Source organism: Neorhizobium lilium (genome assembly GCF_004053875.1).
GTDB classification, from domain to species: Bacteria; Pseudomonadota; Alphaproteobacteria; order Rhizobiales; family Rhizobiaceae; genus Neorhizobium; species Neorhizobium lilii.
In genome coordinates this window covers 282533-308759 of the sequence record NZ_SBIP01000005.1, presented here as the reverse complement: position 1 = coordinate 308759, position 26227 = coordinate 282533, and the positions used below count along the sequence as shown (strand labels likewise).

Annotated in this window: 17 protein-coding genes and 1 pseudogene; 5 read left to right on the top strand and 13 right to left on the bottom strand. The window is 61.7% G+C overall.

The window, feature by feature from the left end; translation table 11 throughout:
• The 4 genes and pseudogenes from EPK99_RS22295 to EPK99_RS22280 all read right to left on the bottom strand — a co-directional run.
• A pseudogene (locus EPK99_RS22295) lies at nucleotides 1-265 on the bottom strand (5-aminolevulinate synthase); the annotation flags it as partial.
• A gap of 209 nt (nucleotides 266-474) precedes the next feature.
• Nucleotides 475-1272, bottom strand: a complete 798-nt coding sequence (locus EPK99_RS22290) for an FAD binding domain-containing protein (protein ID WP_128445294.1) — start codon at nucleotides 1270-1272, stop codon at nucleotides 475-477.
• Between the two features lie 13 nt (nucleotides 1273-1285).
• Nucleotides 1286-3634: a xanthine dehydrogenase family protein molybdopterin-binding subunit gene (locus EPK99_RS22285; RefSeq protein ID WP_128445293.1), complete on the bottom strand. Its 2349-nt coding sequence runs from the start codon at nucleotides 3632-3634 to the stop codon at nucleotides 1286-1288.
• A 113-nt stretch (nucleotides 3635-3747) separates the two neighbouring features.
• Nucleotides 3748-4236 (bottom strand): (2Fe-2S)-binding protein, encoded by a 489-nt coding sequence (locus tag EPK99_RS22280; RefSeq protein ID WP_128445292.1) that lies wholly within the window; start codon nucleotides 4234-4236, stop codon nucleotides 3748-3750.
• 272 nt (nucleotides 4237-4508) lie between these two features.
• Between EPK99_RS22280 and EPK99_RS22275 the strand changes: the two genes are divergently transcribed.
• The 5 genes from EPK99_RS22275 (at nucleotide 4509) to EPK99_RS22255 (ending at nucleotide 13943) form a co-directional block, all read left to right on the top strand.
• Nucleotides 4509-4772: a YMGG-like glycine zipper-containing protein gene (locus EPK99_RS22275; RefSeq protein ID WP_128445291.1), complete on the top strand. Its 264-nt coding sequence runs from the start codon at nucleotides 4509-4511 to the stop codon at nucleotides 4770-4772.
• Nucleotides 4773-4945: 173 nt separating this feature from the next.
• Complete coding sequence (locus EPK99_RS22270) at nucleotides 4946-6871, top strand: autotransporter assembly complex protein TamA (RefSeq protein ID WP_128445290.1); 1926 nt, start codon at nucleotides 4946-4948, stop codon at nucleotides 6869-6871.
• A gap of 16 nt (nucleotides 6872-6887) precedes the next feature.
• A complete protein-coding gene (locus EPK99_RS22265) occupies nucleotides 6888-11381 on the top strand; it encodes a translocation/assembly module TamB domain-containing protein (RefSeq protein WP_164901842.1) in 4494 nt (1497 codons plus the stop codon).
• A gap of 289 nt (nucleotides 11382-11670) precedes the next feature.
• Complete coding sequence (locus EPK99_RS22260; RefSeq protein WP_128445288.1) at nucleotides 11671-13458, top strand: methyl-accepting chemotaxis protein; 1788 nt, start codon at nucleotides 11671-11673, stop codon at nucleotides 13456-13458.
• Nucleotides 13458-13943, top strand: coding sequence for a chemotaxis protein CheW (locus tag EPK99_RS22255; protein WP_128445287.1), 486 nt, complete (start codon nucleotides 13458-13460; stop codon nucleotides 13941-13943). Before EPK99_RS22260 ends, EPK99_RS22255 begins: the two co-directional genes overlap by 1 nt.
• 123 nt (nucleotides 13944-14066) lie before the next feature.
• Here the strand turns inward: EPK99_RS22255 and EPK99_RS22250 are convergent, their stop codons facing one another.
• From EPK99_RS22250 to EPK99_RS22200, 9 genes are all read right to left on the bottom strand, one after another.
• Nucleotides 14067-15722, bottom strand: coding sequence for an OFA family MFS transporter (locus EPK99_RS22250; RefSeq protein ID WP_128445286.1), 1656 nt, complete (start codon nucleotides 15720-15722; stop codon nucleotides 14067-14069).
• Between the two features lie 68 nt (nucleotides 15723-15790).
• The gene (locus EPK99_RS22245; RefSeq protein ID WP_425374232.1) at nucleotides 15791-16099 is read right to left on the bottom strand and encodes a formate dehydrogenase subunit delta; all 309 of its coding nucleotides are present in this window, start codon (nucleotides 16097-16099) and stop codon (nucleotides 15791-15793) included.
• A gap of 70 nt (nucleotides 16100-16169) precedes the next feature.
• On the bottom strand, nucleotides 16170-16997 hold the full coding sequence (gene fdhD / locus EPK99_RS22240; protein ID WP_128445284.1) for a formate dehydrogenase accessory sulfurtransferase FdhD: 828 nt from the start codon (nucleotides 16995-16997) through the stop codon (nucleotides 16170-16172).
• Nucleotides 16998-17259: 262 nt separating this feature from the next.
• Nucleotides 17260-20139, bottom strand: a complete 2880-nt coding sequence (gene fdhF, locus EPK99_RS22230) for a formate dehydrogenase subunit alpha (protein WP_128445283.1) — start codon at nucleotides 20137-20139, stop codon at nucleotides 17260-17262.
• A gap of 246 nt (nucleotides 20140-20385) precedes the next feature.
• Entirely contained in the window at nucleotides 20386-21942 is a 1557-nt protein-coding gene (locus tag EPK99_RS22220; RefSeq protein ID WP_128445281.1) for a formate dehydrogenase beta subunit, read from the bottom strand.
• Nucleotides 21939-22418 (bottom strand): formate dehydrogenase subunit gamma, encoded by a 480-nt coding sequence (locus tag EPK99_RS22215; RefSeq protein WP_128445280.1) that lies wholly within the window; start codon nucleotides 22416-22418, stop codon nucleotides 21939-21941. The genes EPK99_RS22220 and EPK99_RS22215 overlap by 4 nt, the downstream gene beginning before the upstream one ends.
• A gap of 168 nt (nucleotides 22419-22586) precedes the next feature.
• Nucleotides 22587-23480: a LysR family transcriptional regulator gene (locus tag EPK99_RS22210; protein ID WP_128445279.1), complete on the bottom strand. Its 894-nt coding sequence runs from the start codon at nucleotides 23478-23480 to the stop codon at nucleotides 22587-22589.
• 114 nt (nucleotides 23481-23594) lie between these two features.
• Nucleotides 23595-24719 carry a mandelate racemase/muconate lactonizing enzyme family protein gene (locus EPK99_RS22205; RefSeq protein ID WP_128445278.1) on the bottom strand — a complete coding sequence of 375 codons (1125 nt, stop codon included), beginning with the start codon at nucleotides 24717-24719 and terminating at the stop codon, nucleotides 23595-23597.
• A 6-nt stretch (nucleotides 24720-24725) separates the two neighbouring features.
• A complete protein-coding gene (locus EPK99_RS22200) occupies nucleotides 24726-26225 on the bottom strand; it encodes an aldehyde dehydrogenase (RefSeq protein ID WP_128445277.1) in 1500 nt (499 codons plus the stop codon).
• Between the last annotated feature and the right edge of the window lie 2 nt (nucleotides 26226-26227).

Sequence of the window (26227 nt, the reverse complement as noted above, 5' to 3'; positions counted from 1 at the left end):
TCGTGCCAGAGATATTCCGGGTGCCTCCCGCACCCGCGCCACAGTGGTCGATCGCCTCGTGCATGGCCGCGATCACTGCCGGATGCTGGCCCATGCCCAGATAGTCGTTCGAACACCAGACTGTGACGTCCTTCGGGCCTTCGGCCGTATGACGCGTGGCGCGCGGGAAATTCCCCCGGTGACGCTCCAGATCGGCAAACACCCGATACCGACCTTCCGCGTGAAGTCCGTCAAGCGCGCCCTTGAAAAATGCCTCGAAATCCATCTCACACTCCAGAAACTGAACTGGTTTTCCGTCCAGCCAGCCTCTTCGTCAACCCCGAGCCGCCCGAATAGAATTAGCCTGCGGCAAAAGGCCCGGGTTTTTGGAATTATTCCAATGAAAATCTGAGCAAACTACGAAATACACAACCTGAAAGCCGGAGCCGGAGCCGCCGCCAGCTCGACAATCCGCTCCGGACCGTTCCGATTCGCTCAAGCAGCAGCGAGCACAGCGCGCTTCGCCATGACCTTGACGAGGTTCGCCCGGTAATCTGCGTCGGCGTGCATGTCCGCCATCATACCGGAAGCATCGACCGCTATGCTGACCAACGCGTCCGGCGACCAGTTGCTTTGAAGCGCCTGTTCGAAGCCCGGATGGCGGAATACGCCATCCGATCCGGCTCCAGTCACCGCCACCCGGACCCCGCCCGCTGTCTTTGCCACGAATACCCCGGTCATGGCAAAACGCGATGCCGGGTTGTTGAACTTCGCGTAGCCGGCCTTTTCCGGCGCCTCGAAGGTTACGGCGGTGACGATCTCGCCTTCTTCCAGCGCCGTCTCGAACAATCCGGTGAAGAAGTCGTCTGCGACGATGGAACGGCGGTCCGTGACGACGGTGGCGCCGAGCCCCAACAGGCCCGCCGGATAATCGGCTGCGGGATCGTTATTGGCGATCGAGCCGCCGATCGTACCCATATGACGAACATGCGGGTCGCCGATATGGCCTGCCAGATTGCAGATCGCCGGACAGACGGCGCGTATCGCCTGCGAGGTGGCAACCTCCGCATGCGGCGTTCCCGCGCCGATCGTCACCCTTCGCCCCTCGACCGAAACGCCTTTGAGCCCCGGGATGTGCCGGAGGTCGATGAGATCGCTCGGCGACGCAAGTCGCTGCTTCATGGTCGAGATCAGCGTCATACCGCCAGAGAGGTATTTGCTCTCGTCCGACGTGCCGCGAAGTCTGACTGCATCCTCGACCGAGGAGGCGCGGTGATAGCTCGTTGCATACATGTTTTTCCCCTCCTCAGAGCGCGGGCTGCAAAGCCTGCCAGACCTTCATCGGCGTAGCGGGCATGGTCAGCCGGTTATGGCCGATCGCGTCGGTGATGGCGTTTATAAGCGCCGGCGGCGAGCCGATCGCACCCGCTTCACCGCAGCCCTTGATGCCGAGCGGATTGCCCGGACACGGCGTGTTCTGATGCGACAGGGTGAATGACGGCAGATCGTCTGCGCGCGGCATGGCGTAATCCATGAAACTCGCCGTCAGAAGCTGCCCCGTATCCGGGTCGTAATGCACGTTTTCGAGAAGCGCCTGGCCGATGCCCTGCGCCAGACCGCCATGCACCTGTCCCTCGACGATCATCGGGTTGATGATATTGCCGAAATCGTCGGCTGCCACGAACTGCACGATCTCCGTCTTGCCCGTTTCCGGGTCCACCTCCACCTCGGCGATGTAACAGCCGGCGGGAAAGGTGAAGTTGGACGGATCGTAGAAGGCCGTCTCCTTAAGACCCGGCTCCATGCCGACCGGCAGGTTGTGGGCCGTGTAGGCGGCAAGCGCCACCTGGAACCAGGGCACCGTCTTGTCGGTCCCGGCGATCTTCAACTCGCCGTTCTCGATCACGATGTCCTGTTCGTCCGCCTCCATCAGATGGGCGGCAATCTTCTTCGCCTTCGCCTCGACCTTGTCGAGCGCCTTGACCACAGCCGACATGCCTACCGCGCCGGAGCGTGAGCCATAGGTCCCCATGCCCATCTGCACCTTGTCCGTATCGCCATGGACGATATTGATGCTGTCGATCGGTACGCCGAGCCGGCCCGCCACGAGCTGCGCAAAGGTCGTTTCATGGCCTTGGCCATGGCTGTGCGATCCCGTCAGCACCTCGATCGTGCCGACCGCATTGACCCGGACCTCGGCCGATTCCCAAAGCCCGACGCCAGCACCAAGGGAGCCGACCGCTGCCGACGGGGCTATGCCGCAGGCCTCGATATAGCAGCTCATGCCGATGCCGCGCTTCTTGCCCCTGGCCGCCGCCGATGCGCGCCGGCTGTCGAAGCCCGCCCAGTCGGCCGCCTGCATGGCGGCATCGAGCGACGCTTCGTAATCACCCGCGTCGTAGTTCATGATCACAGGCGTCTGATAGGGGAAGGTGCGGATAAAGTTTTTCCGCCGCAACTCAGCCGGCGAAACGCCGAGCTCCCGCGCCGCCGTTTCCATCGTCCGCTCCAGAAGATAGGTCGCTTCCGGCCGGCCGGCGCCGCGATAGGCATCGACCGGCACCGTGTTTGTATAGACGGTGCGGACATTCGCGTGGATCGCCGGGATGGCATACTGGCCGGAAAGCAGCGTCGCGTAGAGATAAGTCGGCACAGCCGAAGAGAAGAGCGACATATAGGCGCCGAGATTGGCGACCGTATCGACCTTCAGCGCGATGACGCGATTGTCCGCGTCGAAAGCCATCTTGACCTTGGACACATGGTCGCGACCATGCGCATCGGTCAGGAAAGCCTCGGTGCGGTCGGAGGTCCACTTCACGGGAACGCCGGTCTTCCTGGATGCCCAGAGACAGACGATCTCTTCCGGATAAATATAGATCTTGGACCCGAACCCGCCGCCGACATCGGGCGCGATCACTCGAAGCTTGTTTTCCGGCGCGACATTGTAGAATGCGCTCATCACCAGCCGCGCGACATGCGGATTTTGGCTGGTCGTGTAACAGGTGTAATGGTCTTCCGCTTCGTCGTAGATGCCGAGTGTCGCGCGCGGCTCCATCGGGTTGGGCGAAAGGCGGTTGTTGACGAGCTCGATCTCCGTCACATGGGCAGCCGAAGCGATCGCCCGGTCGGTCGCCTCAGGATCGCCGATCTGCCAGTCGAAGATCAGATTGCCGGGCGCTTCCGGATGAAGCTGCGGCGCCCCGCCTTCCAGCGCCGAAAGCGCTTCGGTCACGGCCGGCAGTTCCTCATAGTCGATCTCCACGGCTTCGGCCGCATCGCGCGCCTCGCCGGAGGAATCCGCGACCACGATGGCAATCGCATCGCCGACATATCGCACCGTCTCATGAGCCAGCGGGCGCCAGGCGCCCATCTTCATCGGCGATCCGTCCTTGGAATGGACCATCCAGCCGCAAATGAGGTTGCCGATGCCATCCGCCTGAAGCTGCTTGCCGTCCAGCACGTCGATGACGCCAGGCATGGCCTTGGCTGCGGACACATCGATGCTGCGTATCTTCGCATGTGCATGCGGGCTGCGCACGAAGCAGGCATATTTCATACCCGGCACGACCATGTCGTCCGTGTATCGTCCCTTGCCTGTCAGAAATCGCTTGTCTTCCTTGCGGGCAACACGCGCGCCAATTCCTTCGACACCCATTTTCATCTCCTCCAGAAATGAGCGAACAGCGAGCAAAGAATGAAAGAGTGAAACAGCGGCCATCCGCGCAAGCGGATCCCCTACTCGCTACCCGCCATTTATCATTCGCTTGATCATTCGGCAGCCTGACGCCCGGCCGCCATTTCGGCGTCGGCAGCAAGCACAGCCTTCACGATGTTATGGTAGCCGGTGCATCGACAGATATTGCCCTCGAGCTCGGACCTCACGACCTCTTCGGTCAGGCTGCCGCCGCGGCGATTGATCATGTCCACCGCGGTCATCACCATGCCGGGCGTGCAGAAACCGCATTGGAGCCCGTGATGCTCCTTGAATGCCGCCTGGACCGGGTGCAGCTCGCCCTGAGCCGATAGCCCCTCGATCGTGGTGATCGCCGAGCCATTGGCCTGCACGGCCAGGATGGAACAGCTCTTTACCGAACGTCCATCCATATGGATGACGCAGGCGCCGCACTGCGTCGTGTCGCAGCCCACATGCGTGCCTGTCAGAGCAAGTTTTTCACGAATGAAATGCACGAGCAGCATGCGATCTTCGCATTCGCCGCTCATCGTCCGGCCGTTGACCGTCAAGGTCACTTTCGTCATGAGTTCCTCCACGCGTCTCTCCCAAAACGCTGCCGTATCATTTGCTTTTTCCCGGCCGTTATCAACAGCTACTTTCGACCCATTGCTTTTTCTCCAACACCCGACCCACCCAACGGGCAGCCCGCGTGTCGGAAGAAATTTCGAGTAAATGAGCGCGCTATTATGGACTATTGGTCGTTGCGATCTATTGTTCCTCGGGATGGTGGTAGAGATCCAGGCCTAAACCCCTTGCGTATCTCGACGAACCACGACCTTGAGTTCAGGAGGATCTGATGAAGAAGGCCTTTATGCTTTTGATGGTTGGCGTGTCGCTGGCCAGTTGCACGGCAACCGAACAAGGCGCCGGCATCGGTGCGGCCTCCGGCGCAGTGATCGGTGGCGTTGCCACTGGCAATGTGCGCGGCGCAGCCGTTGGTGCAGCAATCGGTGGTGTTTCCGGTGCGGTAATTGGCTCCGTCGCCGAACAGCCGGGACAATGCTACTACCGTGACCGCTATGGTCGCCGCTATATCGACAACTGCCCGAGCCGTTACTGACATCCGCTCGAATGCGCTTGGAACATGTGGCCTCGAAGCACGCTCCGGGGCTTTTTCTCTTTATGTACGGCAGATGACGGACGGAAAGGGGTACCGCAGAGGTGCGTTTGCGGTTACACAATCCTGAGAGGGTCATGACGGCCCTGGATCGGCACTCGGTAGTAGTCAGCGTAATGCAGAACGAAAAAACGGGGCGGAAAAGGGATGGAAGCCACCGCAAGGCCGGTTCTGCGGCTGCAATTGCGGCCTGCCTCCTCTTATCGCCCGCTCTTGCCGAAAACGCGTATGCCTTCAAGATCTTCGGCATCACGCTGTTTGGCGACAGCGAAGAGACGGCGGATGTCGTCGACCCGGTTCGTTACGACGCGACCCTGGATACAGGCAATGCCGACAAGGACCTGAAGGAACGGCTGGAAACAGCGGCATCCCTCGTCAACGACGAGAAGCAGCCGGTTTCCGGGGACCTCGGCGTCGTCATCAAGGCCCGGGAAGATCGCGAGCGGCTCGTCGCCGTACTCTACGAGGAAGCCCGTTACGGCGGCACGGTTCACATCACCGTGGCCGGCACCGATATCGATCAGCTACCCCCAAACCCGACCTTCGATCACAGCGGCCCCATTCCCGTCGCGGTCCGTATTGATCCTGGCCCATTGTTTCACATCGGCACCGTTCGCTTCGAGAAGGATGCCGCCGGCCGCAACCCGGCCGATTACGGCTTGCTTCCCGGCGGCGAGGCAGGCTCTCGGCTCATTCTCAAGGCAGGCGAGCAGCTGGTTCTCGACCTCAAGAAAGAAGGTCGCCCGCTGGCCAAGCCGATCGAACGCCAGGTCACAGCCGACCACCGCACCAACACGGTGGATGTCGTGCTTGGCGCCGTCGGAGGCCCCGTTGCCTCCTTCGGCGTCGTCACCGTCAAGGGCGCTCGCGATGTTGATTCCGCCTTCATCAGCCGATATTCGCGACTGGACAAGGGCGGCCGTTATTCACCCGAACAGCTCAAAAAGGCGTCCGACCGGCTGCGCGAGCTCGGCGTCTTCTCGAGCGTCACCATCCACGAATCCGACATGCTGGAGCCCAACGGCTCCCTGCCGCTGATGATCGAAGTCTCGGAAGGCAAGTTTCGATATTTCGGCGTCGGCGCCGAGTATTCCTCACTCGATGGCGCCGGCCTGACCGGTTATTGGGGGCATCGGAACCTGTTCGGCGAGGCTGAATCCCTGCGCATCGAAGGCGCGGTCTCGGGCATTGGCGCCACAACAGACGTGACGACCTTCGATTACTCTGCCGGCATCATCTTTACCAAGCCGGGCGCTTTCGTTCCTGAAGCAACCTTCGAATCCCGCCTTCAGGCAAAGAGCGAAACTCCCGATGCCTACGACGCCCAGTCCATTACCTATTCGGCCGGCTTGACCTACGAACTGAACGACACGGACAAGCTGACCGGCGGCGGTGAGGTCGCCTACATCAAGACCGACGACGCCTTCGGCAAGAATGAATACGTGACGCTTAGCGTCCCCGTCAGCTTCGAGCGCGACACGCGCGACAACAAGCTTGATCCGACAGAGGGCTATCATGCAACTCTTTCCGCCAAGCCTAGTTATGAGGCGATCCGCGGAAACATCTTTTCGTCTTTCGAGGGGTCTGTCTCGGGATATTACGGGCTTGGAGAGGAAGATCGCATCGTTCTTGCCGGCCGTCTGGCGGCGGGAACCCTGGTGGGGGCCAATCAGCTGGAAAGTATCCCGGCCACACGCCGCTTCTATCAAGGTGGCGGCGGATCGGTTCGCGGCTATGAGTTTCGCGAGATTTCGCCCTATAACGATGATGATGAAGCGCTTGGCGGGCGGTCTTATGCGCTTGCTTCATTCGAGGCGCGGGTAAAGGTGTCAGAAAAGATCGGTATCGTCCCTTTTCTTGACATTGGTACGGTTTCCACCGAAATCGCGCCTGATTTTTCTGATATACGTGCCGGCGCCGGGATCGGGCTTCGTTACGCAACACCGTTCGGGCCCTTGCGGCTGGACGTAGCGCTTCCGCTCCGACGCTATGAGGGCGGCAGCCAATACGGTATCTACGCGGGCATTGGGCAGGCATTCTGAGAGGTGTAAGTCGGGCATGACGCTGATGATTGGCCTGGTGAGATGGATCTTGAAGGCTGCGCTTGCCGCGGTGGCGATCCTTTTCGTCATGGCGCTCGGCGCCGTCCTCTTCGTAGCCTTCACCCCTGTCGGCGGAAACGTCGCTGCAAACCGTCTTTCGGCTTTGGTTTCGACGCCGGACCGGCAGGTCACTTTCTCGCGGCCCGAAGGCCTTCTGAGCGGCGACCTACGGATGGACACGCTCACCCTGTCGGACGAGCAGGGCGCTTACGCCGAGATCAGCGGTATCAAGGTGGACTGGTCGCCGACGGCCCTGGTTCAGGGCGTGTTCCGCGCAGAGCATGTTTCTGCTGCCAAGGTAAACTTCCTGCGTGCGCCGGAGCCGCCGAAAACCGCCAAGACTCAGTCAAGCTCCAGTTCAGGATCACCCTTGCCCGTCGGTATCCGGGTGGCCCAGATCGATCTGCCGGACATCAACCTCTCGCAAGCACTATCCGGCCGCGATTTCGCACTTTCCGTCAAGGGTTCCATCGATGCGACGGGGCCGAATATTTCGCTCAATCTTGAAGCCACGCGCAAGGACGAGCCGAACGCCAAGGCTCTTGCCGATATTCTGTATGCTCCATCGGAAAACCGTCTGAAGCTCAAGGCATCCGTTTCCGAACCGCAAGGGGGGCTCCTAGCCCGCTTGCTGCGCTTGCCCGGCGCGCCCGCCGTACAGCTTGCGCTTGATGGCGAGGGGCCTCTTTCGGATTGGGCAGGCAAGCTGGATGGCAGCGTCGATGGTGCGCCGGTTATCTCCATCGACGGCAAGCATGTTCTCGTCGCCAACGGCGCGCATCGTGTCGAGATCACGGGTGGAGGCCAGCTCGCGACCCTGATGCCTCCAGCCTTCCGGCAGCTGTTCGAAGGCAATACCGATATCAATGTCGCAGCCACTTATTCCCCTTCAGGCCGGGTAGACATCGAGAACGGCAACCTCACTTCTGGAAGCCTGAAGATCGCTGCCAAGGGTGCCTGGGACCCGAAAGGCGACAATAGCCTGATGGTCGGCATTGCCGGCACCAACGGCCCCGTGGGCATGACCTGGCCAGTCAATGGCCAGGAAAGCCGGTTCTCCATCGACACCGTCAACTTCACCTTGACCGGTGCCGCGACCGCTGCGCGCTTCAATGCCACGGCATCCATCAATTCCGCGGAATTGCCGCAGGGCCGCTTCGACCAGATCCGACTTCAGGCGGAAAGCGAAGACCTCAACCTGATCCAGCAGACGGGAAGCATTCGAAGCCGCCTGACCGTTGGGCAGTTGAACTTCGTCAACGATGATCTCGACCGCACGATCCGCGGTCCGGTTACGCTCGATGCGCCGCTTCGGCTTGCGCCGCCGGCAATCGGGCTCGATGCCGCTACCTTCGAAAGTGCGGGGCTGAGCGGCACCGTCAGCGGCGCCTACGATATGTCCAAGCAGGCGATTGCCGGCAATTTCCGTGTCTTCGCCAACCCAACCGTGCTGCCGCCGGCACTGGCCCCGAAATTTGACGGCACGATTGCAGCCGAAGGCTATGTGGAAACGCTGTCGAGCGATCGTCTGAGCCTCGAAAATCTCGTGGTGAAGTCCAGCAGCCTGGAGGCACACGGCGACGTTCTGATGGAAAACGGCAAGCTCACCAGCCATCTTGCCGGTCGTGTGCCGGATATCAAGCGCTGGCTGACGGATGCGGAAGGTGCGGCCGGTTTCGACATCTCCGCCGAAGGCCCGCTTTCAGCTGTCGGCGTCAAGGCTGTGATCAATTCCGCGGACGCAAGGCTGGCCGGCCGCAAGCTGGAGGATCTGAGTATCCGCCTGAACGGCACGGCAAATCCCTCAGCGCCTCAAGGACACGTCATCGCCACCGGGTCTCTGGACGGCCAGGCGATCAAGATCAATGCAGATGTTGCCTCGGCTGGGGGCAGGACCTCGGCGCCTGTGATCAGCGCCGAAATCGGCCCCAACCGGCTGAACGGCGCCTTGACCTTCTCGCCGGAGTTCCTCCCGTCGGGACGTATCGATTTCGAACTTCCAGACGTATCGCTTTTGGCGGCACTTGCAGCCCAGCAGGCACAGGGGGACATTCGCGGATCTGCAACCTTTACCGAAGCGAACGGAAAGGCCACGTCCGTCATCAAGGCGGCAGGTTCTGCATTGCGCCGCGGCGGTATCGAGATCCTCAGTCCCGACATTGACCTGACGATCCCCGATCTCAAGACTATCGCCGCGGAAGGTACGATCCGCGCCGCACGCCTCGGTGCCGGAAGCGCGGCACTGACCGATCTTGTGCTCGGCGTCACCCATGGCGGCACGACGACGGCATTCGATGTCGCCGCTCAATATGACAATGCGCCGCTGACCGCCACGGGCGCGTTGGAAACGGCGGATGGTCTGGCAGTCGGCATCAATACATTCAGCGCTACGCCCCGCAACATCCCGGTCAAGCTCGCGCAGCCGACACGGATCGTGATTGTCGACGGGAATGCTCAGCTTGCCGGGCTGACTCTGGCGACGGGATCCGGCAGTGTGTCGGTCAGCGGCACCGCCGGCTCCGCTCTCGATGTGACGGCAAAGATCAACGCTCTTCCAGCAAACTTGATCAGCAGCTTCGTTCCGGCAATCAATGCAGTGGGAACCATATCCGGCACGATCAATGCCACAGGCACGCCTTCGGCACCGTCGATAAAATATGATTTGGAATGGAGTGATGCACAGCTTCGCCAGATGCGCGACGCTGGCATCGCGCCATTTCACCTTGAAGCTGCCGGAAGCTTCAAGGACGGTACAGTCGCACTAGACCGGACACACATGACCGGAGCCGGCGGGCTCGACCTGCAAGCGAATGGCCGCGTGATTCTCAAAGCCGGTGAGGCCCCGGCACTTGACATCAATGGCAAGGCCAAGGCCGTCCCGGCGGCTCTCGCAAATGCCTTCGTCCCCGGCCTCGGCGCCCAGGGCACGATTTCCGGAACGGTGGCTGCGACGGGAACGCCAGATGCGCCGGCTGTCCGTTACGATCTGGCCTGGAAGAACGCCGCTGTCAGCCAGACGGCAAGCGCCGGGCTGACCACCATGGATGTGGCAGCCAAAGGAACCTTCCAGGAGGGTGCCGTAACGGTCGATCTGCGCCTGACGGGTGGTGGCGGCATAACCTTGTCGGGGGGCGGCTCGGTCAACCTCGCAGGGGAGAAGGCGCTGAACCTCAAGTTCAATGGCCAGGTGCCTTTCTCCGTCATCGCCGGTCAATTGTCAGCCCAGGGCTTCATCCTGAACGGAACAGCGAAAGTCGATCTGGCCATTGGCGGCAGTGCCGCAGCCCCGGCCATCAACGGGTCAGTGTCATCGGCGGGCGCGCGCTTGATCGATGCCCGGCGCAACCTCTCGGCCACCGATCTCGCGCTGAATGTCGGTCTCGACGGCAGGACCGCCACAATCAGCCGCCTGACGGGAAATATCACCGGCGGCGGCAAGGTGTCCGTCACAGGAACGATCGGCTTTGCGCCCGGCTCCGGCTTTCCCGCAGACCTGAAGATCGACCTGGCAAAGGCAGCCTACGCGGATGGCAGGATAGTTGCGGCAACGGCAGACGGCGCTCTGACCCTGACCGGACCTCTCACCTCCGGCCCGTCATTGGGTGGCAAGGTCACTTTGAGCAAGGCTGCGATCACTGTTCCGGCAAGGCTTCCAAGCTCGCTCGCCTCGGTCGATATCCGACACCGCAATGCGCCTACCGACGTGCTGAAGCAGATGGAAGAGATTAGACCGAAAGCGGCAAAGGGCACGTCCGATCCGATCGCGCTCAACCTGCAGATCAGCGCCCCCAATGGGATTTTCGTGCGCGGCCGCGGCATCGATGCCGAGTTGGGCGGAGACCTGACAGTTGGCGGGACGGCGATTGCGCCGGCCGTGACCGGCGGATTCAAAATGCGGCGAGGCCGGATCGTCATCCTGTCTAAGCGACTGGACTTTACCGAAGGCGACATTACCTTCGGTGGTGGCCTGATCCCCGTGCTCAACATGAAGGCCTCGACCACATCTGCGCAAACGACGATCAGCATCGACGTGACCGGCATCGCCAATGATCCGACGATCGGGTTTTCGTCGTCGCCCGCCCTTCCCCAGGATGAGGTTCTGGCTCGCCTGATCTTCGGTCAGTCCATGTCGCGCCTTTCCCCACTTCAGATTGCTCAGCTTGCGGACGCCGTGACCCAACTGGCCGGAAGCGGCTCTACATCCCTCCTGGAAACGCTCCGCAGCAATCTCGGCGTCGATGATTTGGATATCAACACGGACGACACCGGACAGACCACGGTTTCCGTAGGTCGCTACATCAACAAGCGGACCTATGTTCAAATCGAACAGGGTGGCGCAGCCGGAGCTCAGGCAACGATTAATCTCGACGTGGGCCGCGGCGTCAAGCTTAAAGCCGGCGCAGGCACCACCGGTGGCACGGCCGGTGTCTTCTACGAACGCGAATACTGAGCCTCTTGCTTCCAGGCACTGGGCACCTGGCGCCCTCGTGAAGCATCGTGGCCTGGTTGATTTGTATATTAAAGTTTACTGATAATACATTTTCCAAAATGTGAGCCACCCTGCCTAGAAATCCATTTCTCAGCGCCCAGTTTTACAACCAAAGATTGTTTTATGGCTTTTTCCATTGACCTGATATTAAGCTTGTATGGATTAGCATTTCCGGAAATTCAGCGCTGACCCAGGTATGTCATACGTACCATTGAGGCTAGGCGCCAAGTCGAGAGCCGGAGCAACAAATATGTCGATCCTTTCTTTTCCAGGTGCAGATGCGAAGGCGATTTTTGCCGCGGTCAGCAAGTCTCAGGCCATTATCGAATTCGACCTATCGGGCAATGTCATATGGGCAAACGACAACTTCTGTCGCACCTTGGGCTACACTTTGTCCGACATCGTCGGCAGGCATCATAGTGTCTTTTGCGATCCGGATTTGGTGAAGACTCCCGACTACAAGAGCTTCTGGGCACGCCTCGGCCGCGGCGAGTACAACGAAGGATTGTATAAACGCCTTGGTAAAGCGGGCAATGAAATCTGGATTCAGGCTTCCTACAACCCGGTTCTGTCAGGCGGCAAGCCATACAAGATCGTCAAGTTCGCGACGGATGTAACGGCATCTACGATCAAGGCTGCGGAAGCGGAGGGCAAGATCCAGGCTATTTCCCGCACTCAGGCAATCATCGAGTTCACGCCGAAGGGCGACATACTCTGGGCCAACTCGAACTTTCTTGCCTGCCTGGGCTATGAGCTGAATGAAATTGTCGGTCGGCACCACAGCATGCTCTGCGAACCGGCTTTTCGCGACAGCAGCGACTACCGGGAGTTCTGGAGAGCCTTGGCAGGAGGCGAGCCTAAGGCTGCGGAGTTCAAGCGCATCGGCAAGGGCGGCAAGGTCGTCTGGATCCAGGCCTCCTATAATCCGATCCTCGACGCCGAGGGCCGTATCTTCAAAGTCGTCAAATTCGCAACCGACATCACGGAGCGCGTGCGCGCCGTGGAGGAACTTGCCATCAGTCTCAATGCGCTGTCGCAAGGGGATCTGACAGCGAAGATCGAAAAGCCGTTTATCCCGACGCTGGAGCCGATCCGTGCGGATTTCAACGAGGCGCTGGGGAAGCTTGCGCTAGCCATGGGTGACGTCGGCGAAAATGCCGAGGTGATTGCCGGGGCGTCAGGCGAGATCAGGACTGCTTCGAGCAGTTTGGCCAAGCGAACGGAACGACAGGCTGCCGCAGTCGAGGAGACGGCAGCGGCACTGGAAGAGATCAGCCGAACCGTGACCGACAGCGCCAAGCGCGCCGAGGAAGCCGGCAGCCTTGTGCGTCAGACCCAGAAAAGCGCAGAGCACTCGGGCGCCGTCGTCCGTAGCGCTGTCGATGCCATGGGCGAGATTGCGGGCTCCTCAAAGCAGATCAGCAGCATTATCGGCGTGATCGACGATATCGCCTTCCAAACCAACTTGCTGGCGCTCAACGCCGGGGTGGAGGCTGCGCGGGCCGGAGAAGCGGGCAAAGGCTTTGCCGTGGTGGCGCAGGAAGTCCGCGAACTCGCTCAGCGATCGGCCAGCGCGGCGCGGGAGATCAAAACGCTGATTAATACCTCGGCAGAACAGGTCAACCGGGGCGTCTCTCTGGTCAGCGAGACAGGCTCCGCCCTGCAGCAGATCCTGACGCAGGTCAACGATATCAATGCCAACGTCATCGCTATCGTCGAGGCGTCTCGCGAACAGTCTGTCGGTGTCCGCGAGATCAGCAACGCCGTCAACTCCATGGACCAAAACACGCAGCAGAACGCTGCCATGGTCGAAGAAACGACCGCCGCCAGCCATAGCCTGGCCAGGGAAGCAGAAAACCTGCGGGCTTTGCTTTCCCGGTTTAGGTTTGGGAAACAATCATCTGCTAGATTCGATGAAACGCGCCGAGATCCACGAACGATGGCCTCCCCGGCTCGCAAGCTTACCACACAGGTTGCCCGCGCCGCATCGGGGGGCGCTGCGGCCGTTCGCGCAACAGACAGCTGGGAAGAATTCTAATGGCAGCGACACCGACGATCAATTCCAAGACCTACGGCGATGAAACGCTGGAAATCATCGCCTTTCGCCTTCACGACCAGGAATTCTGCGTCAAGACGACGACGATCCGCGAAATTCGCGGCTGGGCACCCTCCACACCCATTCCGCATGCTCCGGCAGATGTTATCGGCGTCATGAACCTGCGCGGCTCGGTCATTCCGATCATCGACCTTGCCTATAAGCTCGGCATGAAGAGCACGGTCGCCAACGAGCGCAGTGCCATTGTTGTTGCCGAAGTCCACAACATGGTCATCGGCATGCTGGTCGATCGGGTCTCCGACATCCTGACCATCTCCGCAAGCCAGGTTCAGCCTGTGCCGGAAATCTCGGCGTCCTTCGACAAATCCTTCTCGGAAGGCATCATTGCCAATGAGCATGGCATGATCTGCTTCCTCAACCTTGCCAAGATGTTCAAGGGCACGGAAGTAGAAGACCTCGCCGCCTGACCTGAAGGCGCTCTATGTCACGACGAAGAACCGCCTCCGGGCGGTTTTTTATTGGTCTCACCTGCAACACCGTCAGCCCGAAATGGATGGGAGGATGATCGCCATCCTCCCATCCACGTTCCATCAGCCGAACAGGACAAGGCTGCTTTTCAGCGTCACCCAGACACCCCAGAGAAGCGGAATGCCGACGATCGCCCAGGCAAGTGCCGCCTTGGCGTCCAACCCGCCCCTGCCTATGCCGAAGGAGCCGCTTGGCCCGGCATTCGCCGCGGCCGATTTCGCCTGCAGCGAAGCAACCTCCGCATCCGACATGAACCACTTGTCCGGCAATGGCCGAACGACCGCATTGCAGACCAGCCCGGCGACAAGCATGCAAGCGAGGATATACATGGTGCCGGTATAAAGTGCCGGGCCAGGAGCAACGCCCGCGGCGATCTGCGCCTCGCGGATGTAGTTAACCACGACAGGTCCGACGATGCCAGCCGTGGCCCAGGCGGTCAGAAGCCGGCCATGAATAGCGCCCACGAACTGCGTTCCGAAGATATCGGCAAGATAGGCGGGAATGGTGGCAAAGCCGCCGCCATACATGGACAGGATGATGCCGAAGGCCAGCACGAAGAAGGCCTTGCTGCCCATATCCGCCAGCGTCGGAGCGAGCGCGTAAAGCGCGATGCCGATCAGGAAGAAGCAGTAGTACGTATTCTTGCGGCCGATCTTGTCGGACAGCGAAGCCCAGAAGAAGCGTCCGCCGATGTTGAACAGCGACAATAGACCGGTAAAGCCCGCGGCGATTGCAGCGATCTGCGCCTTCTGGCCAACATCAAGCTGTGCAAAACCAATGCCCGGCTGACCGATCAGCGAGCCCGCAAATATTTCCTGCAACATGGGCGATGCCATGCCGATCACGCCGATGCCGGCCGAGACGTTGAGGCAGAGCACGGCCCAGATCAGCCAGAACTGCGGCGTCTTGTGCGCATCGCGCAGATGCACGTGTCGCGTGGTAATCATGGTGGATTTGGAAGCTGGCGCAGTCCAGCCTTCCGGCCGCCACCCGGCTGGCGGGATGCGGTAGCCGAAGGCGCCGCCCATCATGAAGCAGAAATAGATGACCGCCATGGTGACGAATGTCTGCCATACGCCGACCGACGTGTCGGTCTTGTAGTAATTCATCAGCAGGTTGGCGAGCGGCGCGCCGATCATGGCCCCGCCGCCAAAGCCCATGATGGCCATGCCGGTCGCCATGCCGCGACGGTCGGGGAACCATTTGATCAAGGTCGAGACCGGCGAAATGTAGCCAAGCCCGAGCCCCACGCCGCCGATTACGCCCGCCCCGATCCACATCAACCACAACTGATGCGTCATGACGCCCATGGCCGCCACGATGATGCCGCCGCACCAGCAGCAGGCGGAGACGAAGCCTGCCTTGCGCGGCCCCACCCGTTCCAGCCAACCGCCCCAGATTGCTGCCGAACAACCGAGCAGCACGAAGAATAGCGTATAGATCCAGCCGAGGTCGGCGACGCGCCAGTTGCAGCTCGTCGTAAACAGAGCCGAGACAAGATTGAGGCTGGCGCAGGAAGGATCTGCCGGCCCCGTCAGCGCCTTGGACAAGGGCAGCCAGAAGACGCTGAAACCATAGGCCATGCCGATGCACAGGTGAATTGCAAGTGCGGCAGGCGGCACGAGCCACCGATTGAAGCCGGGCCTTGCGATGATCCGCTCCCGATCCAAAAACCCGACATCCCTCAGGCTCGCGCCCGTTGTTCCTGCAACTGCCATGAAGTCCTCCCTATGCACTGATCGTCGTCTGAGATTAAAACCGGCCTCTCCCGCCGGTCATGCAAGTCTTATCGCGACGCTTCCGGAATGCTCGGCTCCGACAGCGATTCTCCCGCCACCGGCCCCTGGCCGCCCGGACCGCCTTGCCTGGCATCCTCGCCCACGCCGACGCCGGAACCGGGCTTGGCCTCCGGCCGGCGGATGAGCACCGATGCCTGAATGACCAGCGGCAGCAAGCCTTCGCCGCCACCGTCCAGATGCTCGAACAGGTGCCGGCGCATGCGCGGCTCCCAGAACTTGTTGATATGCGTCGCCACGCCTTCCGCCCGAACCTCCTCCGGCTGCGACAGGAAGAAGGTGGCGATCTGGTTGGCCATGCGCACGAGCTTTCTCAGCACGAGATCGCTGTGATCCGACTGTTCACGGCTTCCATCGCCATGGATGGCTTCAAGCGACATCGGCGACAACTCCCGTAGTAATGCGATCGCTGCGGGTGAAGATCTCGAAGTCCTCCCCGCGGGTAAGAGCAATTAAGGTCATGCCCGCCTCCTCCGCAGTCCGGATGGCAAGCGCGGTCGGCGCGGAGATAGCGATCAGCACACCCGCACCGAGGATGGCCGTCTTTTGCACCATCTCTACGGAAATCCGGCTTGTCACGACGACGACACCTTGCTCGCCCGTAAGCCCCTGACGAAGCACTGCACCGGCGAGCTTGTCCAGCGCATTGTGGCGTCCGACATCCTCGCGCACCGCCACAAGCCCCGATGCAGGCAGGTAGAAGCCAGCGCCATGCACCGCATGGGTCTGCGCATGAAGAGGCTGCGCGCCATTGAGTGCCGAAACGGCCTCAGTCACGTCGATTGCAGTGATCATCATCGAAACGCGGGACACATCCGGCACCACGCGAACGGCCTGCTCGATGGATTCGATGCCGCAAAGCCCGCAGCCGACAGGACCCGCCATGTGTCGGCGTCGAAGACGCAAAGCATCTTCCTTGTCTTCCGCAAGGCGCACCTGAACATCGAGGCCCCGCCCCTCGTCCACCACCGTGATCTCCTCGATCTCGGCCATGGACGAGATGATGCCTTCCGTCAGGCTGAAGCCGACTGCAAAATCCTCAAGATCTCCCGGCGTCCCCATCATCACCGCCTGGGTCGAGCCGCCATAGGAGAAGGCAATCGGCACTTCTTCCGGCACCACGCGCGATCCGGCGCGAACCACGCCACCGCGGCGGGCGATTTCTGGAACGGTGGCGGTGGTTTTGTGCGAACTCAAAAGATACCCCCCTCTGCCCTGCCGGGCATCTCCCCCTTAAGGGGGGAGATCGGATGGGGGCGCTGTCCTATCCCCCATTCAACGTCAAATGCCGGAAGGTACGTGGCCGCGATTCGATCTCCCCCCTTGAGGGGGAGATGCCCGGCAGGGCAGAGGGGGGTGCTGCGCACTCCGACAGCAGCCAGCCCTTCGCCATGGCTCCGGGCGTTCGTCGCTCGAAAAGCCAAATCGTTGGCTTTTCGTCTGCTGCGCAGAGCGCTCCTCACTCAGCCGCCTCCAGTTTCCCCGCAATCCGGCGCGAACGCCGCGACAACTCGGTATAATCATCCTGCCACTCCGTCGGGCCGTTGGAGGGCGAGACCTGCACCGCCGTCACCTTGTATTCCGGACAGTTGGTCGCCCAGTCCGAGAAGTCGGTGGTGATCACATTGGCCTGCGTATCCGGGTGATGGAATGTTGTGTAGACCACGCCCGGCGCGACGCGGTCGGTGATCATTGCCCGTAGCGAGGTGTCGCCCGAGCGGCTGGCAAGCTTGATCCAGTCGCCGTCCTTGATGCCACGTTGTTCGGCATCGTGCGGATGAATTTCAAGCCGATCCTCCGCATGCCAGACAGAGTTTTCCGTTCGGCGCGTCTGCGCACCGACATTGTACTGGCTGAGAATACGGCCTGTGGTCAGCAGCAGCGGGAAGCGCGGACCTGTCCGCTCGTCCGTCGCCACATACTCCGTGCGGATGAACTTGCCCCGGCCGCGCACGAAACCGTCCACGTGCATGATGGGAGATCCATCGGGGAATTTCTCGTTGCAGGGCCACTGCACCGAGCCCTTCTTCTCCAGATAGTCGTAGGTAACGCCGGCAAAGCTGGGCGTCGTCGCGGCGATCTCGTCCATGATCTGCGACGGATGGGCGTAGTTCCAGGCAAGCCCCATCGCCTGCGCAAGCTTCTGGGTCACCTCCCAGTCCGCATAGCCGTTCTTCGGGCTCATCACCTTGCGGACGCGGTTGATGCGGCGTTCCGCATTGGTGAAGGTGCCGTCCTTTTCGAGGAAGGTCGAGCCCGGCAGGAAGACATGCGCGTAATTGGCCGTCTCGTTGAGGAAGAGATCGTGCACGACGACGCATTCCATCGCGGCGAGACCAGCGGAGACATGCTTGGTATCCGGGTCGGACTGCAAGATATCCTCGCCCTGGATATAGATGCCTTTGAACGTGCCCTCGACCGCGGCATCCAGCATGTTCGGGATGCGCAATCCCGGCTCGCTGTTGAGCGTTACACCCCACAGCTTTTCGAAGATGTCGCGGGTCGCATCGTCCGAGATGTGGCGATAGCCCGGCAGCTCGTGCGGGAAGGACCCCATGTCGCAGGAGCCCTGGACGTTGTTCTGGCCGCGCAGCGGGTTCACGCCGACCCCGGGACGACCAATATTGCCGGTCGCCATCGCGAGGTTAGCGATCGCCATGACGGTGGTCGAGCCCTGGCTGTGCTCGGTGACGCCAAGCCCGTAATAGATTGCGCCATTGCCGCCCCTGGCGTAGAGCCTTGCGGCGCCGCGCACGAGGTCGGCCGGCACGCCGGTAAACTTTTCCGTCGCTTCCGGGCTATGCTGCTCCTCGGCAACGAAACCCGCCCAATCCTCGAACTCCGACCAGTCGCAGCGTTCGCGGATAAAAGCCTCATCGAACAGGCCTTCGGTGACGATGACATGCGCCAACGCCGTCAGCACGGCAACATTCGTGCCCGGCTGCAGCGGCAAATGATAGGCCGCCTCCACATGCGGCGTCCGCACCAGATCGATGCGGCGCGGGTCGAGCACGATCAGCTTCGCACCCTGGCGAAGCCGCTTCTTGAGCCGCGACCCGAACACCGGATGGCCGTCCGTTGGATTGGCGCCGATCACCATGACCACGTCGGAATGCTCGACGCTGTCGAAATTCTGCGTGCCGGCCGAGGTGCCGAAAGCCTGGCCGAGGCCATAACCGGTCGGCGAATGGCAGACGCGCGCGCAGGTATCGACATTGTTGTTGCCGAAGCCGGCCCGGATCAGCTTCTGGACGAGATAGGTTTCCTCATTGGTGCAGCGCGACGAGGTGATGCCGCCGATCGATTCGCGCCCGAACTGGTACTGGATACGCCGAAATTCGGAGGCGACATGCGCGAAAGCCTCCTCCCAGCTGACTTCCCGCCAGGGATCGGAGATCTTCTCGCGGATCATAGGGTTGAGAATGCGGTCCTTATGGGTCGCATAACCATAGGCAAAGCGGCCCTTGACGCAGGAATGACCGCGGTTGGCCTGGCCGTCCTTCCAGGGTACCATGCGCACCAGCTCCTCGCCGCGCATCTCGGCCTTGAAGGAACAGCCGACGCCGCAATAGGCGCAGGTCGTCACTGCGGAATGCTCGGGCTGACCAATGGCGATCACCGACTTTTCCGTCAACGTCGCCGTCGGGCAGGCCTGGACGCAGGCGCCGCAGGACACACATTCGGATTCCAGGAAATGCTCGTGCATGCCCGGCGACACACGGCTGTCGAAGCCGCGGCCTTCGATCGTCAGCGCAAACGTGCCCTGCACTTCCTCGCAGGCGCGCACGCAACGCGAACAGACAATGCACTTCGAAGGATCATAGGTGAAATATGGGTTGGACTCGTCTTTCGGCATCCACTTGGCGTTGACCGCGCCATCGCTGCGAGCCCTGACGTGATTGTCGCCCTCGTAGCCGTAGCGCACGTCCCGCAGGCCGACTGCGCCAGCCATGTCCTGCAATTCACAGTCCCCGTTTGCAGCACAGGTCAGACAGTCCAGCGGATGGTCGGAAATGTAGAGCTCCATCACCCCCTTGCGGATATCCTTCAGCCGGCCCGTCTGCGTGTGCACCACCATGCCCGGCATGACCGGCGTCGTGCAGGAGGCGGGTGTGCCGTTGCGGCCCTCTATTTCCACCAGACAGAGGCGGCAGGACCCGAACGCATCGACCATATCGGTGGCGCAAAGCTTCGGCACCTGGATCCCGGCCTCCATGGAGGCGCGCATCACCGACGTGCCTTCGGGCACCGTGATGGCACGCCCGTCGATTGTGAGTGTTACCTGCGCTTGCCCGCGGGAGGCTGGCGTGCCGTAGTCGATTTCATGAACGAGGGACATGGTATGTCTCCCTGCTGGAAAGAATGGATGTAGGAGCAAGATCGCTCCCCTCTGCCCTGCCGGGCATCTCCCCCTCGGGTGGGGAGATCACAAGCGGCATAACCGCCGCTTCAAAAGAGCCGACACGGAGGATGCGAGGTACAATGGAAAGCGGAGAGCAAACCCCCAGCCGATCTCCCCCCTTGAGGGGGAGATGCCCGGCAGGGCAGAGGGGGGTGCCGTGCGCCAAACTCGAAATGCGACCGCTCATTCCGCAGCCTCCACCATTGGCACCGGTGCAAAATCCTCTGGAAAATGGTTCATCGCGCTCATGACAGGATAAGGCGTGAACCCGCCCAGCGCGCAGAGCGATCCGAATTTCATCGTGTTGCAGAGATCAGCCAGCAGCGCCTTGTTCTTCTCGGGCTCTATCCCAGCCATGATCCTGTCGGCGGTTTCGACGCCGCGCGTCGAGCCGATGCGGCAGGGCGTGCACTTGCCGCAGCTTTCGACAGCGCAGAATTCCATGGCAAAACGCGCCTGCTTCAGCATGTCGACCGTGTCGTCGAATACGGTAATCCCCGCATGGCCGATCAGCCCGTCTCTTGCGGCAAACGCTTCGTAGTCGAACGGCGTGTCGAACAGCGCCCTCGGGAAGTAGGCACCGAGTGGCCCACCCACCTGCACCGCCTTGACCGGCCGCCCGGTCGCGGTGCCGCCGCCGATGCGATCGACGATCTCCCCGAGCGACAGGCCGAAGGCCGTCTCGTAGAGACCGCCATGCTTCACATTGCCGGCGATCTGGATCGGGATGGTCCCGCGCGAGCGGCCCATGCCGAAATCGCGGTAGAAGGCCGCGCCGCGGTCCATGATGACGGGAACGGAGGCGAGCGACATGACGTTGTTGACGACCGTTGGCTGGCCGAGAAAGCCCTGCAAGGCCGGCAGCGGCGGCTTGGCGCGCACGATGCCGCGCTTTCCCTCCAGCGAATTCAGGAGGGACGTCTCCTCGCCGCAGACATAGGCGCCGGCGCCGGACCGGATCTCCATGTCGAAAGCATGCGCCGACCCCAGCACGGTGGCGCCGAGAATACCCGCCTTCCGCGCAAGCTCCACGGCTTGCCTCATGACTGCGATGGCATGCGGATATTCGGAGCGGATATAGACATAGCCCTTGGTGGCACCGGTCGCGATGCCTGATATCGCCATGCCCTCGATCAGCACGAAGGGATCGCCCTCCATGATCATCCGGTCGGCAAAGGTGGCGCTGTCTCCCTCGTCGGCATTGCAAACGATGTATTTCTGAGGTCCTGCCGCATCCAGAACCGTCTTCCATTTGATGCCGGTCGGGAAGCCCGCGCCGCCGCGACCGCGCAGGCCGCTATCGGTCACTTCCCTGACGATATCGAGCGGCGCCATCTTTACCACCTTCTCCAGACCCTTCAGTCCTTCGAAATGGCGATAATCATCAAGAGAAAGAGGATCGGTGATGCCGCAACGGGCAAAGGTCAGGCGCGTCTGCTGACGAAGGAAAGGGATCTCCTCCGTCAGCCCCAGACAGAGCGGGTGGTCGCTGCCGGATAGGAAGCCCGCATCGAACAGGTCCTCCACATCGCTTGCCTTCACCTGCCCATAAGCGACGCGACCCCGTTCCGTACTGACCTCAACAAGAGGCTCCAGCCAGAACATTCCACGCGAACCGTTGCGCACGATCCTGGCATCGAGGCCGCGTATCTCGATCTGCGTGGCGATGGCGCGGGCGACCTTATCGGCCCCGACGGCCAGCGCCGCCGCATCGCGCGGCACGAAAATCGTCACCGTCATCGGCGTGCCTCCGCAACGATGTCGGAAAGACAGTGCTCGTCCACGCGGCCATAGACTTCGCCGTCCAGCATGGCGGCGGGCGCACAAGCACAGAGCCCAAGACAGAACACCGGCTCCAGCGTCACCGCACCGTCCAGCGTCGTCTGGTGGAAGTCGATGCCAAGAAACTGGCGGGCGCGGTCGCCCAACTGGTCGCTGCCCATGGCCTGGCAGGCCTCGGCGCGACAGAGTTTCAGCACGTGCCGTCCGGCCGGAGCCGCGCGAAAGTCGTGGTAGAAAGTGACGACGCCATGCACCTCGGCGCGCGACAGGTTCAGCTCGCTCGCAATCAGCGGCTTCACCTCTTCCGGCACATGGCCGAACTCGTCCTGGATCGCGTGAAGGATCGGCAGCATCGGGCCTTCGAGATCCTTCAGTTCCCGGATAATCTCGAGCGACCGCTCGGTGAGCCCACCGGCAGACATTCGCATATTCATATCGTATGGCCTCCCAACCAATCCCCTCGCCTCCGCTGATAAGGCCAGCCGGCAAAGGAACCATGCTTCAGCGACGCAAACCTGCGATGCAGCGCTTCGACCGTCGATTGTGGTCGCGCGCTTCCACAGGTCAATAAGGCTGTTCGGTGACGCGATAGCAAAAAGCTATCAAGCCATGGCAGTGGGGCCGAGACTTCTAGCCTCATGCAGCAAGGCGGAGACAAGCGGCGTGAAGGGCTCACGATGTGCCGCGACCAGTCCAACCAGATGCGTCGCCTCCGGCTCGATCAGCGGAATCGTGCGGATTTCCTTCGAGAAACCGAACGAACGTGCGACATTGCGCGGCATGATGCTGGCCCAGCGCCCGGTTCCCACATGCGAGAGCAGCACCACCATGGAATTGGATTCGAGCATGGGCTTGATGGAAATACCGGCTTCCGTAAGGTGCTGGTTGATGATCCGGCGGTTCTGCATGTCCGGCGTCAATAGGCAAAGCCTAAGATCCGCCAATTCCTTCCAGGTGACGCTATCACGATCCGAATAGGGCGCACCTTCGGCGGTTACCAGATTATAGCGCTCGCCGTAGAGCGGCACACTCGTGACCCGGCCGAGCGGTTCGTTGTCGAGATAGGTGATGCCGGCATCGATCTCGAAATTGTCGAGCTGGGACAGCACCTGCAAGGAATTCCGTGAGACGACGGAAAAGGTCACGTCTGGATGCTTTTCCTGAAAGGGCTCCGTCAGGCGCGGCACCATGGCAAGCGCGGTCGGGATAACCGCCAGCCGTATATGTCCGGCCAGGCCCTTGCGCGCCGCGCGCATTTCCTCGCGCATGGTGCGCGCATCGCCGACGATCCGTCGCGCCCATTCCAGCACACGCTGGCCTTCGGGGGTAAGCCCCTGGTAGCGCGAGCCCCGCAGCACCAGTTGCACGCCGAGCTGTTCCTCCAGCTGGCGGATCGCCGCCGACAAGGAGGGCTGCGAAATGCCGATTTCTTCCGCCGCCCGCCCGAAATGCTCTTCCCGTGCGAGCGCGATGAAGAATTCCAGCTTGTCGATCATGCACGCGCTCCCCCGGCCAGGCCACCAATAGCAGTAGCTGGCCGACCATTTGCGGGGAACGTTACAGCGAGGACATCGGCATGGCAAAGGCTGCCATGCCCGCACGTGCTTGGGTCAGGCGATACGGGTGGCTGCCAGACGCTCCTCGTCCAGCACGACGCCCAGGCCCGGCGCCTCACCCAGTTCCAGCCATCCCTCGGCGTGCTTCAGAGGCGACGCCAGCGGATAGTCGCGTCTCGCTTCGCTCCACTCGGGATTGTCATAAGGATATTCCAGGAAGGGCGCGTCCCCGGCACCGGCTGTCAGATGCGCATTCGCCAGTACGCCGATGCCGTTCGTCCAGCTATGCGGCGTGAAGGTGACGCCTGCCTCCCGTGCCTGATAGACGAGCCGCCGGCAACCAGTGATACCGCCCACCAGCGCCACATCCGGCTGGATCACGTCGAAGGCGCGCTCCTCGATGATGTCGCGGAATTCGGTGAGTTCGCGGGTCATCTCGCCACCCGCGATACGCACCGATGTCGCCTCCTTCAGCGCCTTCATGCCCTTCCGGTCGGAACGGTGGAGCGGCTCCTCCATCCAGTAGACATTGAGCTGCTCGAGTTCGCCTGCCACAGCCAGCGCGTCCTTGAAGGTCCAGGACATCGTCGTATCCCAAGGCATGCGCCAACCTTGATTGCAATCCACCATGAGTTCGAGCCGCGAGCCAGCCTGGATACGGATCGCCTCCAGCGCCTTCACGTCGTCGCGCCAGCTCGATCGCCCGCCGGCGGACGAAGAGAAGCGGACCTTCATGGCGGGAAAGCCTTCCTCGATATAGCGCTCCGCCTGCTCGGCCATCTCCGACGGCGACCGCAGCACGCCCGACGAGGCATAGAGACGGACCCGATCCGACCGGCCGCCGAGCATCCGCCAGACCGGCTCACCCGTCACTTTGCCGGCAAGGTCCCAGAGCGCGAGGTCCAGAGGCCAGCAGCGGCCATAATGGAAGTTGATATGCGACAGCACTTCGTAATGGCGTTCCAGATGGCGCGGATCGTGGCCGATGAACAGGTCCTCATGGCCTTCGAAACCCTTCATCAGGTCGCCGGAGCCGATCCCTTCCCGCCCGTCCTCGTCGCGCACCCTGACGATCGTCGCGTCGAAATGATGCCGAGGCCGGCCGTCCCAGCTGGCCTTGAACGGCGGATCGAGCGGGAGCCTGTGGTGAGAGATTTCGATGGATGCGATCTTGCTCATCTTGCCTTATCCGAATTGCTGCCAGATGGTCTTGTAGTCGCAATATTTGTCGATGGCATGCACGGAGCGGTCGCGCCCGAAGCCGGATTGTTTGAAGCCGCCGAACGGCGTCGCGAAATTCGACATGTCATAGGTGTTGATCCACACCGTACCCGCATGGATCTCCTCGGAGAAGCGGTGGGCGCGGTCCATATCTTTGGTGAACACGGCACCGGCCAGACCATAGATCGTGTCATTGGCGAGCCGCAGGGCCTCCTCTTCGGTATCGAAGGGAATGGCCGCGAGCACCGGACCGAAGATCTCCTGGCGCGCCAGGCTCATGTCGTTGGTCATATCGACGAAGACACCCGGCGAGATGTAATAGCCGCCGGTTTCCGACAGTACCTGCTCGGCGCCGAAGGCACGGCGTGCACCTTCCTTCTCACCGACTGCGATCATGCGGAGCACCTTCTGCATATGCGCTTCTTCTATCAGCGCGCCGATCTGGGCCGATGGCTCGAAGGGATGCGCAAGTGCGATGTCGCTCTTCGTCAGCGCTTCGATCTTTGCAATCAGCTTGTCCTGCACCGAGCGTTGCACCAGAAGCCGCGTCGAGGCATGGCAGGTCTCCCCGGAATTGTAGAAGCAGCCCCAGGCGACGGCTGACGCAGCAGCGTCGAGGTCGGCATCCTCGAAGACCACCAGCGGCGACTTGCCGCCGAGTTCCAGCGCCACCCGCTTGACGTTCGACTGCGCCGCATAGCCCATGATCAGCTTTCCGACTTCCGTGGAGCCGGTGAAGGCGATCATGTCCACGTCCATATGCAGCGCAAGCGGCTTGCCCGCTTCCTCGCCGTAACCGGTGACAACATTGAGGACGCCTGCCGGCAGGCCTGCCTCCACGGCAAGCGAAGCAAGTCGGATCGCCGAAAGCGAGGATTGCTCGGCCGGCTTCAGCACAACAGAATTGCCGGCAGCAATTGCCGGACCGAGCTTCCACGCGTCGATGATCATCGGATAATTCCAGGGCGTGATCGCCCCGATCACCCCGAGCGGCACTTTCCGCACCAGCGCCCGCGCATTGGGGCCTGTCGGCGCAATCTCGTCATAGAGCTTGTCGATCATCTCGCCATAATATTGGATACCGTCGGCACAGAGCCGGACGTCCACATTAAGGGAGGCGAGCACCGGCTTGCCGACATCGAGGGTCTCCAGCATGGCAAGCTCTTCGCCATGCGCACGGATCAGTTCCGCCCAACGCAGCATGATCTTCTTCTTTTCCAGCGGCTCCTTCTTCCGCCAGACGCCGCTTTCGAACGCCGCCCGTGCCGAAGCGACGGCCGCATCGATATCGACGGTGGTCCCGCGGGCCAGCTCGGCGCCAGGCTTCCCATCCATGGGGCGGATGCGCGTGAACGTTTCGCCGGAGGCCGCCGTACGATGCTCGCCGCCGATGAAGTGCCGGCCTTCCAGCTTCAAGCCATCGAGCGCGCTGTTCCAGTAGTCGCGGGTATAGGTCTTGGTCATGG